Below are 15295 nucleotides of genomic sequence, written 5' to 3' on the forward strand. Positions count from 1 at the left end.
GGTATTGCTAGGAAATCAAATTTTCAATTGCTATTTAAAGCAATACCCTTGCTAGGTATCTAAACCCAAATCGTACGATTGCGCGGCGTGGTGATGGTGGGCTCGTCCCAAGTCATGCCCGCCTTGCGCAGCGCATCCAGGCCATCGAGCTGCGCAATCACATGGGCAAAATCACCGGCGAGTGGGCAGCGCAGCTCGATTTTTTGCTGCGTGCGCGGGTGGATAAAATCGAGCCCCGTGCAAGCGAGCAAGAGCCGATCGACTTCGAAGGCTTCGGCAAATGCGCGATTGTGGCGACCTTTTCCATAGGTGCTGTCGCCAATAATCGGATGGCTGATGTGTTTCAAATGGCGGCGAATCTGATGGCGCCGCCCAGTGATCGGGTTGAGCGCAAGCAAAGCGTAGCGGCTGGTCGGGTAGCGTTCAACTTCCCAGTTAAGGGTAAATTGCGCCAGCGAGCGATAGTGAGTGGCGGCTTCCTGCGGTGCTTTATGATCAATATTGCTGCGCGGATCAACGTCATCTTGCCGCACCGACAGCGCGTGCTCGATCAAGCCTGATTCGTCCGCCCAGCCACGCACCAGCGCCAGATAGCTTTTATCCACGCGGCGCTCGCTAAATGCTTCACCCATTAAGCGGGCCATGTCTGAATTGAGCGCAAACAGCAGTGCACCCGAGGTGGCTTTATCTAGCCGATGGATCGGATAAACATGCTGGCCGATCTGATCGCGTAGTTTTTGCAAAGCAAATTCGGTCTCGAAAAAATCCAGATCAGTTTTGTGCACCAACAGATTGCTTGGTTTGTGGATCGCTATCAACTCGGGGTCACGGTATAAAATTGGTAACATAAACATCACTTGATCAATGGTGCTTTAGCATAAAATTAACCTGTGTTATTCTTAACTCAGTCTTACAGGTATGGAATTAATTGAAATGACGGTGGCTGTGGCAAATCAGGTTTATAAGTGTGGACATGCACATCTGGCGGATCAGCTCGACGAGAGTAAAGAGCACTTGGCGACGCTGATGAATTCGGCCAAGGATACTTTATGTCCGGAATGTTGCCGTGTCGAATTCCAACTATTAGAACTCGATTGCCAAGCTTATGCCAACTTGCAGCACATGTCGTCGGAAATGTCGGCCTTTGTGATCGAGGTTTCGGGCATTACCGAGCCACTGAGCTCGATTTTGGCGCTCAACGATTATCACCAACGCGCGCCTTCGATCGATGAATTAACGCCCGGCGGCGAAGCTTTCGATTTGCCGCACTCGGTATGGCGTAAGGAATTTTGGTTTGCCAATACTACCGATCCGGTCCACGTGGTGATGTTGATGGATCACCTCAAGCAAGAAATGGATTGGCTGGCTTCCTATATGCCGTCTGGCAAGGCAGGGATGCATTTTGGTCGGTTTATCGGCTAACCTCCTCGCAAGTCGGATTAGTCTGCAATAAAAAAACGGCGCTTTAAGCGCCGTTTGTGTTTGCCTAGGGCTGTGGAAATAATTGCTCCCACAATGCCTGCACCGCATTCATCTCCAGTGTCAGCGGCTCGATCATGGCCAGACTCAGCTCGGTGCCGTTGAGCCGATGCGTATGTTGCAAGCGGCGCAGTTCGCGGTATGCGGTACGTGCATGCTCGGCCGCGTGGCTGCTGATCAAATGATGCTGCGCGGCCACATCAAGTAGCGCGATATTGCCTGCGTTGGCGGTGAGCTGCGGCAAGGTGCGCGCGTGAGCCAGAATCAAAAACTGCACAATAAACTCAATATCGACAATGCCACCTCGGCGATGCTTCACATCATGGGCAAGCGCCGGATGCGTTTCGAGCATTTTATTGCGCATTTTGAGTACTTCGGCCTGCAAGGCTGCGATATCTCGTTCCTTGCATAGAATATCGTGGCGGATTTGCTCAAAGTTTTTGCCAACGTGCGTGTCGCCCGCGCAAAAGCGTGCTCGGGTAATGGCCTGATGCTCCCACACCCAAGCCGATTGGTGCTGATATTCGCTAAACGCTTGCACCGTGGACACCAGCAAGCCTGATGAGCCATTGGGACGCAGGCGTAAATCAATATCGTAAAGCTGGCCAGCGGAGGTGAGCGAAGTGAGCCAATTGACGATGCGCTTGGCGAGGCGCGCATAGATTTCGGGTGCGTTGGCGTGATCGTCGTCATATAGGTACACAATATCCAGATCTGACGCAAAGCCCAATTCTTTGCCGCCCAGTTTGCCGTAGCCGATGATGGCAAAATTGGCTTGTTCGCGGTGCTTATTGGGCAGATCTTTCCACGCTTGCTCCAGCGCGACGCTCAAAATCAGATCGGCCAAATCGGACAAATGATCCGATAGCCGTTCCAGCGGCAATAATCCAGCCAGATCTTGCGATACCAGACGAAAGATTTGCGAGTGCTGGAAATGGCGCAGGCAATCCATACGCGCTTCAATATCATCCGCCAGCTCATTCATTTCCTGTCGCAAAATCCGGCCCAATTTATCCCATTCTGGTTCTTGATGCAGCAGGCGGAAATCGAGCAATTCATCGAGCAAAATCGGATGGCGGGTCAGGTATTCCGACACCCAAGGGCTGGCGCTATACAAGCTCGCGAGGCGTTTCAAGGTTTGCGGGTGTTCAGCGAGCAGCGCCAAATATGATTCGCGGCGGCTAATCGCATCGAGCAAATCGAGTAGGCGCATCAGTGTGGCGTCGGGATTGCCAAATTGAGCCGTGGTACTGATTAAGGACGGCAAAATGCTATCGAGACGACGACGGCAGCGATCGGGCATTTGCCGGTATTTGCTGCTGTCTTGCATGGCCGTAAGGCGACGCTGAATTTCGGCTGGATTTTGGTAGCCCAATTGTTGGTAGTAGGGGGTATTGCCATCACTGAAAGCATCAATGGGATCTTCAGTCTCATCCTGTGTGGGAGTATTTTGTTCTGGCTGCAGAAAGACTTCTTCAAAGTGCTTACTGACGATGGTGCGATGGGCGTCGAGCGCCGCTCTAAATTGCGCCCAATCGCCAAAGCCCATGCTAATCGCCAATTTATGCTGATCTTCCTCATTGCTTGGCAGCATCTGGGTTTGTGCGTCATCCAGATACATAATCCGGTGTTCCACATCGCGCAAAAACACATAGGCCGCTTGTAACTCGGTGACGACGTCTTGCGGCAAATTTCCTTGTGCTGCCAATTCATTCAAAATCGCTTGGGTCGCACGTGACCGCAGCGTTTTATTACGCCCCCCCCGTATAAGCTGGAAGACCTGGCCGATAAACTCGATTTCGCGGATACCCCCAGGGCCGAGCTTGACATTGTCGAGACGGTCTTTGCGCTCGACCTCGCGGCGAATCTGGCTGTGCAGCTCGCGCATTGAATGGTAAGCGCCGTAATCGAGGTATTTGCGATAGACAAATGGCGTCACCAGATCCATCAAGCCCTGTTCATCGCCGGTGAGCGCGCGGCCTTTAATCCATGCGTAGCGTTCCCACTCGCGTCCTTGGGTGAGCAGGTAGTTTTCCAGTGCGGCAAAGCTCGTCACCAAGGGCCCTGAGTCACCAAAGGGGCGTAAGCGCATATCGACACGGAAGACAAAGCCGTTGGCATCGGTATCGCCAATCAGGCGAATCAGGCGTTTGCCGATGTTGGCGAAATACTCATGATTGCTGATTTTGCGTGGCCCGGTGGTTTCACCGTCTTCGGGGTAGACAAAAATCAGATCAATATCAGAAGACACATTGAGCTCGCGCTCACCGAGCTTGCCCATGCCAACGACGATGAGTTGCTGCACTTCGCCGGTTTCTTCGCCGATCGGCTGGCCATAACGCTCATCAGGTTTGCTGACCCAAGCGAGCGCGGTTTCGACGGCAACTTCGGCCAGATCGGTGATCGTATGCATCGCTTCTTTCAGATCGGATAAGCCATTGATTTCGCGCACGACAAGTCGGGCCATCACGGCTTGGCGTAAATGCCGCAATTGCATCGCCAGCTCTTCTTCACTTTGGGCGGGTTTGGCGAGCAAACGCAATTGCATTTCGGCTTTGTGAAAGGCTTGCGTGGCGTGTTCGGCGGTTTCTTGTGCCAGAGCGGGGCGGCATAAAAAGAGGCGTTGCAGGTATCGGCTATGGTTTTGAGCTGAAATCAGTTGTGGATGCGCTTCAATGATGTTTTCTGTCATGGGTTGCCATTCAATTTCAGGTTAAAATACGCAGCAATAAATTACATATCTTCTCACCGTAGCACAGCTGGCTGTATTTGGGTGCTCGGTGTCTTATTCGGAATCTAGATGTCTTTGGCTTTTTTGCGTCAGCTCAAATCGCTGACTGCTCGTGTGACTGATTGGCATCTAAGATGGCTCAAACGCGCGTTCTTCACCTGTGTTTTGCTGTTGGCGCTCTGTGCTTTGACTTGGCAATTCTGGCTGCTGCCGCGTCTGAATGATTACAAGCCTTGGCTAGAGCAGGAAATCAGCACCAAGGTTGGTGCGCCTGTACAAATCGCATCGATTGACGGCGGTTGGCGCGGTATTCGCCCCAGTTTAGCTTTGCATCAATTTCAAATGCTCGATCAACACCAGCGCAGCGTGCTGGAGTTTGATCGCATGGAAGGCGATCTGTCGTGGTGGAATTTGCTCATTGGGCAGGTGCGCTTTAGCCATTTGTTATTGCAATCTCCGCAGCTGGATATGAAACGCTTGGCCGATGGGCGCTGGCAGATTGCGGGCATGACGCTGGCGGCAGAAGGCCATAGCGATAATCAATTGCTCAATTGGTTACTTAGCCAAGGTGAACTCACTATTGCGCAAGGGCGCTTGCAACTGAATGATCTACGCGGCGAATTTCCAACGCTCAGCGCAAATGATTTGCAGTTGAATGTGAGTAATTGGTTGGGCACGCATCAGCTCAATTTGCAATTTACCCCGCCCCAATTGTCGGGCAAGGTCGTGCAATTGAGTGCGCGGTTGAAGGGTGATGATGTCAACTTGTGGTCGCAGTGGTCAGGCTGGGTCAAGCTGAACTTGCCTCAAGCAGATTTGAAACAAGTTGCGCCATGGCTTACGGCCATGCTGCCTGATTTTAAAATGTTATCTGGGCTTGGCGCTTTGGGGCTCAAACTGGAGCTGGACGAGGGCGTACTGCAAGGGGTCGAGGCCGATGTCACACTCAAAGATTGGCGGCTAAAATTGGCCGAGCAACCCGAGCTGGTGCTGCCGTTGTTTGATGGCCGAGTGGTGTGGCGTGATATTCAGAAAAAACGCAGCTTGCAACTGAATGCCAAACAAATTGTCGGTGCCACAGGCTTGCTGTGTCGTCTGTGCGATCTGGAATACACCCAAACGAAGTCAGGGCAGACCTTGGATCTGCGCAATTGGTATCTCGAGGGGCTCAATGGGTATTTAGCCTATTTGCCAGAGCCTTTGCGCCAGTATCGGCAAGCCCATTTGCAAGGCGTCGTGAATCAATTGAGTTTTGAATGGCAAGGCGGCTGGCCATTCAAAGCGCAGGCCGCTATGCCTGAATTAGGAGCTATCAAAGGCGAGGCTAAGCTGAGTCAACTGGCTTGGCGTCAGGTGGCGGATTTACCATCAGTCAGCGGCATCAATGTCGATCTACAGTTTGCGCCTAAAGGCGTACGGCTTGCCTTGGAGGGTGAAAACGTTGATTTTGATTATCCAGCACAATTTTTGGAGCCACTCAAGTTTGGTCTGCTGCAAACCAAATTGGATTGGGTGCGTGATGGCAAAACCTGGACGCTCAATTTAGATGCGTTCAAGCTCGCCAATGCGGAAATGTCGCTGACGGCGCAGGGCAATTATGTCTGGCCAGGCAAGGGCGCTGGGCAAGTTGATCTGAAGGCCGACATCGAGCGCCTCGCAACATCACGGGTCTATGCTTACCTGCCTCGCGTGCTGACGGATGAAGTTTTGATCTGGTTAAAAACCTCGCTCTTAGCGGGTGAAGCACGCAAAGGGCAATTGATCTGGCGCGGCGATGTAGCGCAGTTTCCCTATACCAAAAATACCGATGCGGCCAAAGCGGGTCAATTTACCATTGTGACCCAAGGTGCTGGCGTGACAATCAATTATGGTGAGGGCTGGCCCAATATTACTGAGATCGATGGCTTGGTGACGATCGATGGGATGGCGCTGACCGTTGATGCGAAAAAAGGCAATATCACGGGCACCTCGCTGCGTGATGTGAAAGTGACCATTCCCAACCTAGAACACGATCAGCACGTTTTGGTGACGGGGCAAGTGAAAGGCCGTACCAGCGACTTTTTGAAGTACGTCGAAACCAGTCCGGTACGTACTGCAACCCATGGTTTTCTTGATACCTTGACCGCGCAAGGCGAAGGGCAGCTGGATTTAAAGCTGGATATTCCGGTGGCTGATATCGAAAAAACCAAAATCAATGGCACGTACGCTTTTAGCGCCAACCGACTTAATTTTGGCGGCGCGATTCCTGTGCTCGATAGTGCTAAAGGCGTCGTGAGCTTTACCGAGTCGACGATGAAAGTACAGCCCTCACATGCCAAAGCGCTGGGTGGCTCGGTGACGCTGCAAGGTGAGACCGATGCAAGCGGCGCGCTGGCGCTCAAGTTGGCGGGGCAAGCCGATCTGGCACCGACGTTAAAGCATTATTTCTCGCCACTTAGCCCTTGGTTGCAAGGCATCGTGCCTTTTCAAGCACTATTGCAGGTCAGTGAAGACAAGTACGATTTGGCGCTGAGCTCGGATTTAGTTGGTGGAGTGAGTCAATTGCCCGCGCCACTCGATAAAGTTGCCACTACCTCACGCGCTTTTCAACTCAAAGTTAGTGGTTCGAATGACTCTCAGCCCCGCATCGATTTTGCCTACGATAAATTGCTGCAAGGCGCGATACAGTTGAATCAAAACCCACAATTAACGCGCGGGAAAATCGTACTCGGTAGTGAATCGAGCGCGAGTTCGACGCCCAAATTGGGGGCGATTAATCTGGATGCCAAAGGTGTTGCGCTCACTGGTTTCTGGCCACAATTGAATGTAAATGACTGGCTGCCGCTGAAAGATAGCGCCTTGACTGGTGCGGATCATGTTGCGGGTTCGACGAAAAATGCGCCACCCATTTTGCTGCAAAATTTGGGTTTTGAGCGCGTTACCCTGTGGGGGCGGCAGTTAAATGACGTGCGTTTGGGCGGCCAGATTACCGAACATGGCGCGCAATTTAATCTGAGCAGCCAGCAAATTGCCGGTGAATTGCAATGGCAATCTCAACCTAGCCAAATCAAAGCTCAGCTCAGCAAGCTGTGGCTGCCGCTAAAATTGACTAAACCAGAATCGCCGGCGATCGAGAAATTGACTCCCTCTTTGCTCAATTCGCGCGAGGCTGCGCTGTTAAAAAATGCGGCTATGTCGGCAGAGACGCCTGATGAATTAATGCAGTTACCCGCGCTCAACCTGCTCGTGAATGATTTACGCTACAAAGACGTCGAGCTAGGTGTGCTCAAGGTGGTGAGTAAGCCACAGGGTACGCAGGGTATGCTGTTTGATGAATTGAGCATGACTAATCCCGATGGGGCTTTGATGCTCAGTGGGGCTTGGTCTAAGGTGGATGGCACGCAGCGCACACAAGGGAAAATCAAAATAGATTCGCCCAATATGGGTAAATTGCTCAAACGCTTTGGCTATCCTGAGGCCATGAAAGGCGCACCATTAAAGTTAAGTGGTGAAGGCCAGTGGCAGGGAGAGCCTTGGGCTCCCAAATGGCCAAGCCTGCAAGGCAAAATCAATCTTGACGTCGGCGCTGGCCAGTTTATGAAACTCGACCCGGGCGTTGGGCGTTTCTTATCGATTTTAAGCTTGCAGGCTTTGCCACGGCGCTTGAAGCTCGATTTTAGTGACGTATTTAGTGATGGCTTTGAATTTGACGCAATTCGTGGCGATGCTTTGATTGAGCAGGGCATCGCTAAAACCAATAATCTGCAAATTAATGGACCAGCCGCCAAAATCAACTTCACGGGCGACGCCAATTTCATCGCCAGTACCCAGCATTTGCGGGTGCGGATTGTGCCGAGTATTAGCGGTGCGGTTGCACTCGGGGTCACGGTCGTCAACCCCTTGGCGGGTTTGGCTACGTTGGCGGTGCAGTCGGTGATGGATAATCCGCTCGGTGAGTTGGTGGCTTACGAGTTTCAAATTGATGGCTCGATGTCTGATCCGCAAATTAAAAAGATCGGTATTCGCCCCGAAGGGATACGCCGAAATTAGCAGGTATTGCTGTGGAGTTATTTAATTTGTTCATCTTTGTATAAATACTAATGGAGGGTATATGCAATCGATTTCTGCGGCAGCCATTCAAATGGTTTCTAGCCCCGACGTGGCGGAAAATCTGCGCCAAGTTGCCGCGCTCATTGATCGTGCAGCTAGCGCAGGCGCGAAGTTGATTGTATTACCCGAGTATTTTGCAATTATGGGGCTCAGCGACAAGGATAAGCTGGCGCAGCAAGAGCCTTTCAAATTCGCTGGTGCTGCCTCCGAGCCCACACCGTTGCAAGATTTTCTCGCGCAGCAAGCGCAGCAGCACGGTATCTGGCTGGTGGGCGGCACGATCCCTTTGCAGTCAGGGCAAGTTGATAAAGTGATGAATACTTGCCTCGCGTTTAATCCGCAGGGCGAGTGTGTAGCGCGTTACGACAAAGTGCATTTGTTTGGTTTTGCCAACGGCAGCGAGTGTTTTCAGGAATCCGACACCATCAGCCCCGGTGCGCTGCCCGTTGCGTTTGATACGCCGTTTGGCCGCGTCGGTTTAGCTGTGTGCTATGACATCCGTTTTCCCGAGTTTTTCCGCGCTTTGCAACATGTCGGCACAGTCGATATCTGGGCTATTCCGGCGGCGTTTACCGCCACCACGGGGCGAGCGCACTGGGAAGTATTGCTGCGCGCCCGTGCAATTGAAAACCAATGTTTTATCATTGCATCGGGTCAAGGCGGCACCCATGCAAGCGGTCGTACAACCTATGGTCATAGCATGCTGATTGACCCGTGGGGCGCAGTATTAGCGGTGTGGCCAGAGGGCGAAGGCGTGGTGTCGGCTGAGCTCAAAGCGAGCCAGTTGCAACGCGTGCGCACAATCCTGCCTGCATTAAAGCATCGTGTGTTTTAATAGCCATTAATCTATTCAAAATAAGTCACTGTCTGGTTTGCCAGCCGATAAGTCAGGTTTTTTACAGGTAAAACAATGAGCGCCTCTTTCGATTATTTTGCAATTGCCGAGCAACAGCTGCTCACGCCTTTCCAGCTCGATGATCAGGCGATTAATAATGTGTTTGGCCAGATGCTGACGCACGACATTGATTATGCCGATTTGTATTTTCAATTCAGCCGTTCGGAAGCGTGGAGCTTGGACGAAGGGATTGTGAAATCGGGTAGTTTTAATATCGACCAAGGCGTCGGTGTCCGCGCAGTGAGTGGAGAGAAAACGGCCTTTGCTTATTCAGATGACATCAGTTTGCCAGCTTTGACCCAAGCGGCGCAGGCTACGCGCGCAATTGGTCGCCAAGGCGGGCAGGGTATTGCACCTTTAAGCCATAAAAATAAAGGATTGCAGCTCTATACACCAGTTGATCCGCTGGCCAGTCTGGATGAAGTGGCGAAAGTCGCCTTGCTGGAAAAAATCGAGCAAATTGCGCGCAGCCTCGATCCCCGCGTCGTGCAGGTAATGGCGAGTTTGGCGAGTGAGTATGAAGTCATCTATATCGCGCGCCATGATGGGCATCGCGCTGCCGATGTGCGCCCGCTGTGTCGCCTATCAATTAATGTGATTATCGAAGCCAATGGCGCGCGCGAGCAGGGTAGTGCGGGCGGTGGTGGCCGCTTTGATTATGCTTATTTCACCGATGCCGTATTGCTCGACTATGCCAAAAAAGCTGTCGATCAAGCGGTATTGAATCTCGATGCACGCCCCGCGCCAGCGGGTGAAATGACGGTCGTGCTTGGTAGCGGTTGGCCCGGTATTTTATTGCACGAAGCGATTGGCCATGGTTTGGAAGGCGATTTTAACCGTAAAGGCAGCTCGGCGTTTGCCGGTAAAATCGGTCAGCGCGTCGCAGCGAAGGGCGTCACTGTGGTCGATGACGGCACGATCGCCGATCGCCGTGGCTCGCTTAATATCGACGATGAAGGTAATCCAACGCAACGGACAGTGTTGATTGAAGACGGTATTTTGAAAGGTTATTTGCAAGATAGCCTGAACGCCCGGCTGATGGGTATGCCCGTCACTGGCAATGGCCGTCGCGAAAGCTACGCGCATATCACGATGCCGCGCATGACGAATACGCTGATGGAAAATGGCGACAAAGACCCGGCTGAAATCATTGCCTCGATCGATCGCGGGCTGTATGCGGTGAATTTCGGCGGTGGGCAGGTGGATATTACCAGCGGCAAATTTGTATTTTCGGCGGCTGAGGCTTGGTACGTTGAAAACGGCAAAATGCTCTACCCAGTGAAAGGAGCAACGCTGATTGGCAATGGCCCCGATGTACTGACGCGGGTGTCCATGATCGGCAACGACATGGCGCTCGACCCCGGTGTGGGAACCTGCGGTAAAGACGGTCAAAGCGTGCCCGTGGGCGTAGGGCAGCCTACGCTACGCATCGATGGCGGTCTGACAGTTGGCGGCACGGCAGGTTAATCGATGGCGCTAGAAATTCGTCCGATCGCGCTTGCTGAATATGAGCTGGCTTCGCAAGTTGCGCTGAATTCTTTTACGCATTTGGCCGCGCAATACCAAAGCGCCCAAGGTGTCGCGACTTTTGCTGAGGTTGCAAGCCCTGCGCAAATGCGCGCGCGTGATGCGGCGGGTGGCGCTACTTGGGTAGCGATCATACAAAGCACGATTATTGGATTAATACAGGTGCGCGCTGATGCACACATTACTTTGTTATTTATTTTGCCGGAGTTTCAAAGTCGGGGCGTGGGTCGCGCATTGATCAAGGCTGCGGATGCGCAGCAAAGATTGGAAACCGTGCATGCTAGCCCGAATAGTGTTATGGCCTATATGCGCTACGGCTTTATGCCGATAGGGGCGGAGCAGTTGAGTGAGACTGGGATACGGTTTGTGCCGATGAAACGAAATTGATTACGTACTAGAAGAGTCTAATGGTGGGGGTATTGAATTGAAGGCTATCTATTGCTTGGTCTTTAATTCAATACCCCTTGGTTTTCTTATACCGCTTGGTCGTTGGTTTCGCCGGTACGGATACGAACCACGTGCTCTACTGGGCTTACGAAAATTTTGCCGTCGCCGATTTTGCCTGTGTGCGCTGCTTTAATAATGCCTTCGATCGCGGTATCCACTTGATCATCAGACAACACCACTTCGATTTTTACTTTTGGCAAGAAATCCACGACGTATTCAGCACCACGATACAACTCGGTATGACCTTTTTGGCGACCAAACCCTTTTACTTCCGTCACGGTCAAGCCGGAAATACCCAACTCAGACAAGGCTTCGCGTACTTCATCGAGTTTAAATGGCTTGATAATCGCTTCGATCTTTTTCATTGCAACTTCCTTGTACGGGTCGAGAAATATTGCCTCAGAGTATAACGGCGACTGCCCAAGCGTGCCACGTTCGAATGGCAAAAAGCGGTATCAAGCAAGGGTTTACGAAAATAATCTGAAGTTTTTCGAATAAGTTATTGTGCTTTTTTGTGGCCTTCATCTATAATGCGCTCCTAGAACATTTCAGCGATCAAAACTTTGATTGCTAAATTATGCGAGCGTGGCGGAATTGGTAGACGCACTGGATTTAGGTTCCAGCGCCGTAAGGTGTGAGAGTTCGAGTCTCTCCGCTCGCACCATCGAATTATTTCAAAATCGTAGCAACATCCAAGTCTATTGCCGGGTGAGTCCATCCGGAGCACCTGTGAGGAATAACTGGTCATGCAAGCACAATTGGAAACCTTGAGCGCTTTAGAGCGTCGCCTGTCGATTTCAGTTCCACGCGAAGAAGTTAATAAGCAAATTGACTCGCGCGTACGTCGCGTAGCGAAAACTGCGAAAATTGATGGCTTCCGTCCAGGTAAAGCTCCATTGAAAGTGGTTTTGCAAAATTACGGTTTTCGTATCCAAGAAGAAGTATTGGGTGAAACTGTAGAGCGTAGCTTCGGTGAAGCTGTTGTGGCGCAAAACTTGCAAGTTGCTGGTTACCCACGTTTCGAGCCAAAAGAAAGCGGCGAAGCGGGTGATTTCGAATTCTCTGCAACATTTGAAGTGTATCCAGAAGTGACTTTGGGTGACTTGTCAGGAGTTGAATTGCAAAAACCAACGCTAGAAGTTGGTGACGCAGAAGTTGATCAAACGGTCATGATTTTGCGCACTCAGCGCACTCGCTACGAGCGCGTTGAACGCGCTGCAGCGGATGGTGATCGTGTAATTATCGATTTCAAAGGCTCAATCGACGGCGTTGAGTTCGCTGGCGGTTCTTCTGAAAATTACGCTTTCCTGATCGGTAAAGGCCAAATGCTGCCTGAATTCGAAGCCGGCGTGATTGGCATGAAAGAAGGCGAAACTAAAGACGTTACCGTTAATTTCCCTGCTGAATATCATGGTAAAGACGTAGCTGGCAAAACTGCCGTATTTGCAATTAGCGTGAAAAATGTAGCTGCTGCAAATATTCCTGAATTGGATGCTGAATTTGCGAAGAGCTTGGGTATTGTTGATGGCGACATCGAAAAAATGCGCGCCGAAGTTAAAGCAAACCTTGAGCGTGAAGTGCGCTTCCGTCTGAAATCACGCATTAAAGAAACTGCTTTGACTGCAGTGATTGATGCGTCTCCAATTGAATTGCCAAAATCATTGGTTTCTTTGGAAATCGGTCGTTTGGTAGAAGGCGCTCAAGGCGACTTGAAATCACGCGGTATCGACCCATCTACAGTACCATTCAACCCAGCATTGTTTGAAGCTCAAGCACGTCGTCGCGTTCACTTGGGTCTGACTTTGTCTGAGTTGGTTAAAGCTGAAAAACTGGAAGCTAAACCAGAACAAGTTAAAGCAATTGTTGAAGACTTGGCACAAAACTACGAAGATCCAGCTGAAGTCGTTGCTTGGTACTACGCGAGCCCAGAACGTCTGGCTGCGCCTACCAATATGGCTCTGGAAGATAATGTAGTTGAGTTTGTACTGTCAAAAGCTAAAGTAACAGAACAAGCTGTTGCTTTTGACGAATTGATGGGTCAGCAACAAGCTTAATTTAATTCATTAAGAGGTGGAAATGTCTCGTATGGAATTTGATCCGCAAAATATTGGTTTGGTACCGATGGTCGTTGAGCAAAGCGGCCGTGGTGAGCGCGCATATGATATTTATTCGCGCTTGCTCAAAGAGCGGGTTATTTTCTTGGTTGGCCCAGTGAATGATCAAATGGCTAACTTAGTAGTGGCTCAGTTGTTATTTCTTGAGTCAGAAAATCCAGATAAAGACATTTCTCTGTATATCAATTCGCCAGGTGGTTCAGTGACGGCGGGGATGGCGATTTACGACACGATGCAATTTATTAAGCCGGATGTGTCTACGCTTTGCGTAGGGATGGCGGCTTCGATGGGTGCATTTTTGTTGTCTGGTGGCGCTAAAGGTAAGCGTTACTCATTGCCTAATTCACGCATTATGATCCACCAGCCATTGATTGGTGGCTTGGCAGGCCAAGCGTCTGATATTGAAATTCATGCGCGTGAATTGCTAAAAACCAAACGTACCTTGAATGAATTGCTGGCTAGCCATACTGGCCAGAGTTTAGAAACAATTGAACGTGATACTGATCGAGATAATTTCATGAATGCCGAAGAAGCTCAGGCTTACGGTCTTGTGGATCAAGTCTTGGTATCACGAGCAGCACTGGCGGGTTAAGCCCTAAGCCAGCATTAACGAGGCCGCCAGCACCACTGGCGGCTTTTCTTTCTCTGCGTGTCTTGAAATTCGGAATGGCTGTTTATGTCTGATAAACCTAGCGATAAACTTCTCTATTGTTCGTTTTGCGGCAAAAGCCAGCACGAAGTGCAAAAGCTCATTGCTGGCCCGCAAGTATTTATCTGCAATGAATGTATTGAGCTGTGCACGGATGTGATTCAAGAAGAATCGGCGCAGCTTGGTGCCGTGGCGGCGCAAACTCCTGATGGCAAGCGTTTGCCGCTACCGACCGAGATTCGTGATGTATTGAATCAATATGTTGTTGGTCAGGAACGCGCTAAAAAGATTTTGGCTGTTGCGGTATATAACCACTACAAACGCTTGTCTACCAAGGGTAAGGGCGGGGATGGTGAAGTTGAGCTGGCCAAGTCAAATATCCTGCTAATCGGCCCTACTGGTTCGGGTAAAACCTTGCTGGCGCAAACAATGGCGAAGACATTGGATGTACCCTTCGTTATCGCAGATGCAACGACGCTGACTGAGGCGGGTTATGTGGGTGAGGACGTCGAGCACATCATTGCTAAATTATTGGCCCAGTGTGATTACGACGTTGAAAAAGCGCAACGTGGTATTGTTTACCTCGACGAGGTTGATAAGATTGCCCGTAAGTCTGAAAATCCGTCCATCACGCGAGATGTTTCGGGTGAAGGTGTTCAGCAAGCCTTGCTCAAATTAATTGAGGGTACAGTTGCATCAGTGCCGCCGCACGGTGGTCGCAAACACCCAAATCAGGATATGCCTAAGGTTGATACAACCAATATCTTGTTCATTTGTGGTGGTGCTTTTGAAGGCTTGGATAAAATCATCCGCAATCGTTCAGTTAAAGGCGGGATTGGCTTTGGTGCGGAAGTGACCAGTAAAGATGAAAGCAAAGGCATTGGTGCTTTATTGCACGAAGTAGAGCCTGATGACTTGATTCGTTTTGGTTTGATCCCTGAGTTTGTTGGACGCTTGCCTGTGGTTGCAACTTTAGCTGAGCTCGATGAGGCAGCTTTGATTTCTATTCTGACCGAACCCAAAAACGCCCTGATCAAACAATATCAAAAATTGTTTGAGATGGAAGACGTTGAGCTCGAGATTGAAGCTGAGGCATTGCTGGCTATTGCGAAAAAAGCGATGGAGCGCAAAACAGGTGCGCGTGGGTTGCGCTCGATTGTAGAGCAGACCCTACTCGATACGATGTTTGAATTGCCTGCAATGGAAGGTATTGCCAAAGTAGTGGTAACGCCTGATGTGATTTCAGGTAAAGCAAATCCAGTTTATGTACCAGTTGCGTCTGAAAAAACCGCTAGTTAAGCATTGATCTCTAACGCCCAGCCCCAATCAATCCAGATTGCGGCTGGGCGTATGTTTTTTTGCAA

At 50.7% G+C, this 15295-nt stretch carries 11 protein-coding genes and 1 tRNA gene; 9 read left to right on the plus strand and 3 right to left on the minus strand.

The window, feature by feature from the left end; all coding sequences use genetic code 11:
• Positions 1-59: 59 nt before the first annotated feature.
• A complete protein-coding gene (locus tag HQ393_RS02320; protein ID WP_246307931.1) occupies positions 60-854 on the minus strand; it encodes a pseudouridine synthase in 795 nt (264 codons plus the stop codon).
• 64 nt (positions 855-918) lie between these two features.
• Here HQ393_RS02320 and HQ393_RS02325 point away from each other — a divergent pair, with 64 nt between their 5' ends.
• Positions 919-1422, plus strand: coding sequence for a hypothetical protein (locus HQ393_RS02325; protein ID WP_179357260.1), 504 nt, complete (start codon positions 919-921; stop codon positions 1420-1422).
• A gap of 64 nt (positions 1423-1486) precedes the next feature.
• On the opposite strand, the gene glnE is transcribed toward HQ393_RS02325, so the two are convergent.
• On the minus strand, positions 1487-4171 hold the full coding sequence (gene glnE, locus HQ393_RS02330; RefSeq protein WP_179357261.1) for a bifunctional [glutamate--ammonia ligase]-adenylyl-L-tyrosine phosphorylase/[glutamate--ammonia-ligase] adenylyltransferase: 2685 nt from the start codon (positions 4169-4171) through the stop codon (positions 1487-1489).
• Positions 4172-4279: 108 nt separating this feature from the next.
• Here glnE and HQ393_RS02335 point away from each other — a divergent pair, with 108 nt between their 5' ends.
• The 4 genes from HQ393_RS02335 to HQ393_RS02350 all read left to right on the plus strand — a co-directional run bounded on the left by HQ393_RS02335 (position 4280) and on the right by HQ393_RS02350 (position 11108).
• A complete protein-coding gene (locus tag HQ393_RS02335; RefSeq protein ID WP_179357262.1) occupies positions 4280-8239 on the plus strand; it encodes a YhdP family protein in 3960 nt (1319 codons plus the stop codon).
• 61 nt (positions 8240-8300) lie between these two features.
• A complete protein-coding gene (locus HQ393_RS02340; RefSeq protein WP_179357263.1) occupies positions 8301-9134 on the plus strand; it encodes a carbon-nitrogen hydrolase family protein in 834 nt (277 codons plus the stop codon).
• A gap of 75 nt (positions 9135-9209) precedes the next feature.
• A complete protein-coding gene (gene tldD, locus HQ393_RS02345) occupies positions 9210-10661 on the plus strand; it encodes a metalloprotease TldD (RefSeq protein WP_179357264.1) in 1452 nt (483 codons plus the stop codon).
• Between the two features lie 3 nt (positions 10662-10664).
• The gene (locus tag HQ393_RS02350) at positions 10665-11108 is read left to right on the plus strand and encodes a GNAT family N-acetyltransferase (protein ID WP_179357265.1); all 444 of its coding nucleotides are present in this window, start codon (positions 10665-10667) and stop codon (positions 11106-11108) included.
• Positions 11109-11194: 86 nt separating this feature from the next.
• On the opposite strand, the gene HQ393_RS02355 is transcribed toward HQ393_RS02350, so the two are convergent.
• Positions 11195-11533: a P-II family nitrogen regulator gene (locus HQ393_RS02355; protein ID WP_028448814.1), complete on the minus strand. Its 339-nt coding sequence runs from the start codon at positions 11531-11533 to the stop codon at positions 11195-11197.
• A gap of 214 nt (positions 11534-11747) precedes the next feature.
• On the opposite strand from HQ393_RS02355, the gene HQ393_RS02360 reads away from it, so the two are divergent.
• The 4 genes from HQ393_RS02360 (at position 11748) to clpX (ending at position 15230) form a co-directional block, all read left to right on the plus strand.
• Positions 11748-11832, plus strand: a tRNA-Leu gene (locus HQ393_RS02360).
• Between the two features lie 82 nt (positions 11833-11914).
• Entirely contained in the window at positions 11915-13222 is a 1308-nt protein-coding gene (tig, locus tag HQ393_RS02365) for a trigger factor (RefSeq protein WP_179357266.1), read from the plus strand.
• Positions 13223-13244: 22 nt separating this feature from the next.
• Positions 13245-13874: an ATP-dependent Clp endopeptidase proteolytic subunit ClpP gene (clpP, locus tag HQ393_RS02370; RefSeq protein WP_179357267.1), complete on the plus strand. Its 630-nt coding sequence runs from the start codon at positions 13245-13247 to the stop codon at positions 13872-13874.
• 84 nt (positions 13875-13958) lie between these two features.
• On the plus strand, positions 13959-15230 hold the full coding sequence (clpX, locus tag HQ393_RS02375) for an ATP-dependent Clp protease ATP-binding subunit ClpX (protein ID WP_179357268.1): 1272 nt from the start codon (positions 13959-13961) through the stop codon (positions 15228-15230).
• Positions 15231-15295 lie beyond the last annotated feature (65 nt).

Source organism: Chitinibacter bivalviorum, assembly GCF_013403565.1.
Lineage (GTDB): Bacteria > Pseudomonadota > Gammaproteobacteria > Burkholderiales > Chitinibacteraceae > Chitinibacter > Chitinibacter bivalviorum.

Coding starts and splice junctions, on each gene's coding strand:
- HQ393_RS02350 (WP_179357265.1), top strand. CDS start 10,665: ATGGCGCTAGAAATTCGTCCGATCGCGCTTGCTGAATATGAGCTGGCT.
- HQ393_RS02325 (WP_179357260.1), top strand. CDS start 919: ATGGAATTAATTGAAATGACGGTGGCTGTGGCAAATCAGGTTTATAAG.
- HQ393_RS02335 (WP_179357262.1), top strand. CDS start 4,280: ATGTCTTTGGCTTTTTTGCGTCAGCTCAAATCGCTGACTGCTCGTGTG.
- clpX (WP_179357268.1), top strand. CDS start 13,959: ATGTCTGATAAACCTAGCGATAAACTTCTCTATTGTTCGTTTTGCGGC.
- HQ393_RS02355 (WP_028448814.1), bottom strand. CDS start 11,533: ATGAAAAAGATCGAAGCGATTATCAAGCCATTTAAACTCGATGAAGTA.
- clpP (WP_179357267.1), top strand. CDS start 13,245: ATGTCTCGTATGGAATTTGATCCGCAAAATATTGGTTTGGTACCGATG.
- glnE (WP_179357261.1), bottom strand. CDS start 4,171: ATGACAGAAAACATCATTGAAGCGCATCCACAACTGATTTCAGCTCAA.
- tldD (WP_179357264.1), top strand. CDS start 9,210: ATGAGCGCCTCTTTCGATTATTTTGCAATTGCCGAGCAACAGCTGCTC.
- tig (WP_179357266.1), top strand. CDS start 11,915: ATGCAAGCACAATTGGAAACCTTGAGCGCTTTAGAGCGTCGCCTGTCG.
- HQ393_RS02320 (WP_246307931.1), bottom strand. CDS start 854: ATGTTTATGTTACCAATTTTATACCGTGACCCCGAGTTGATAGCGATC.
- HQ393_RS02340 (WP_179357263.1), top strand. CDS start 8,301: ATGCAATCGATTTCTGCGGCAGCCATTCAAATGGTTTCTAGCCCCGAC.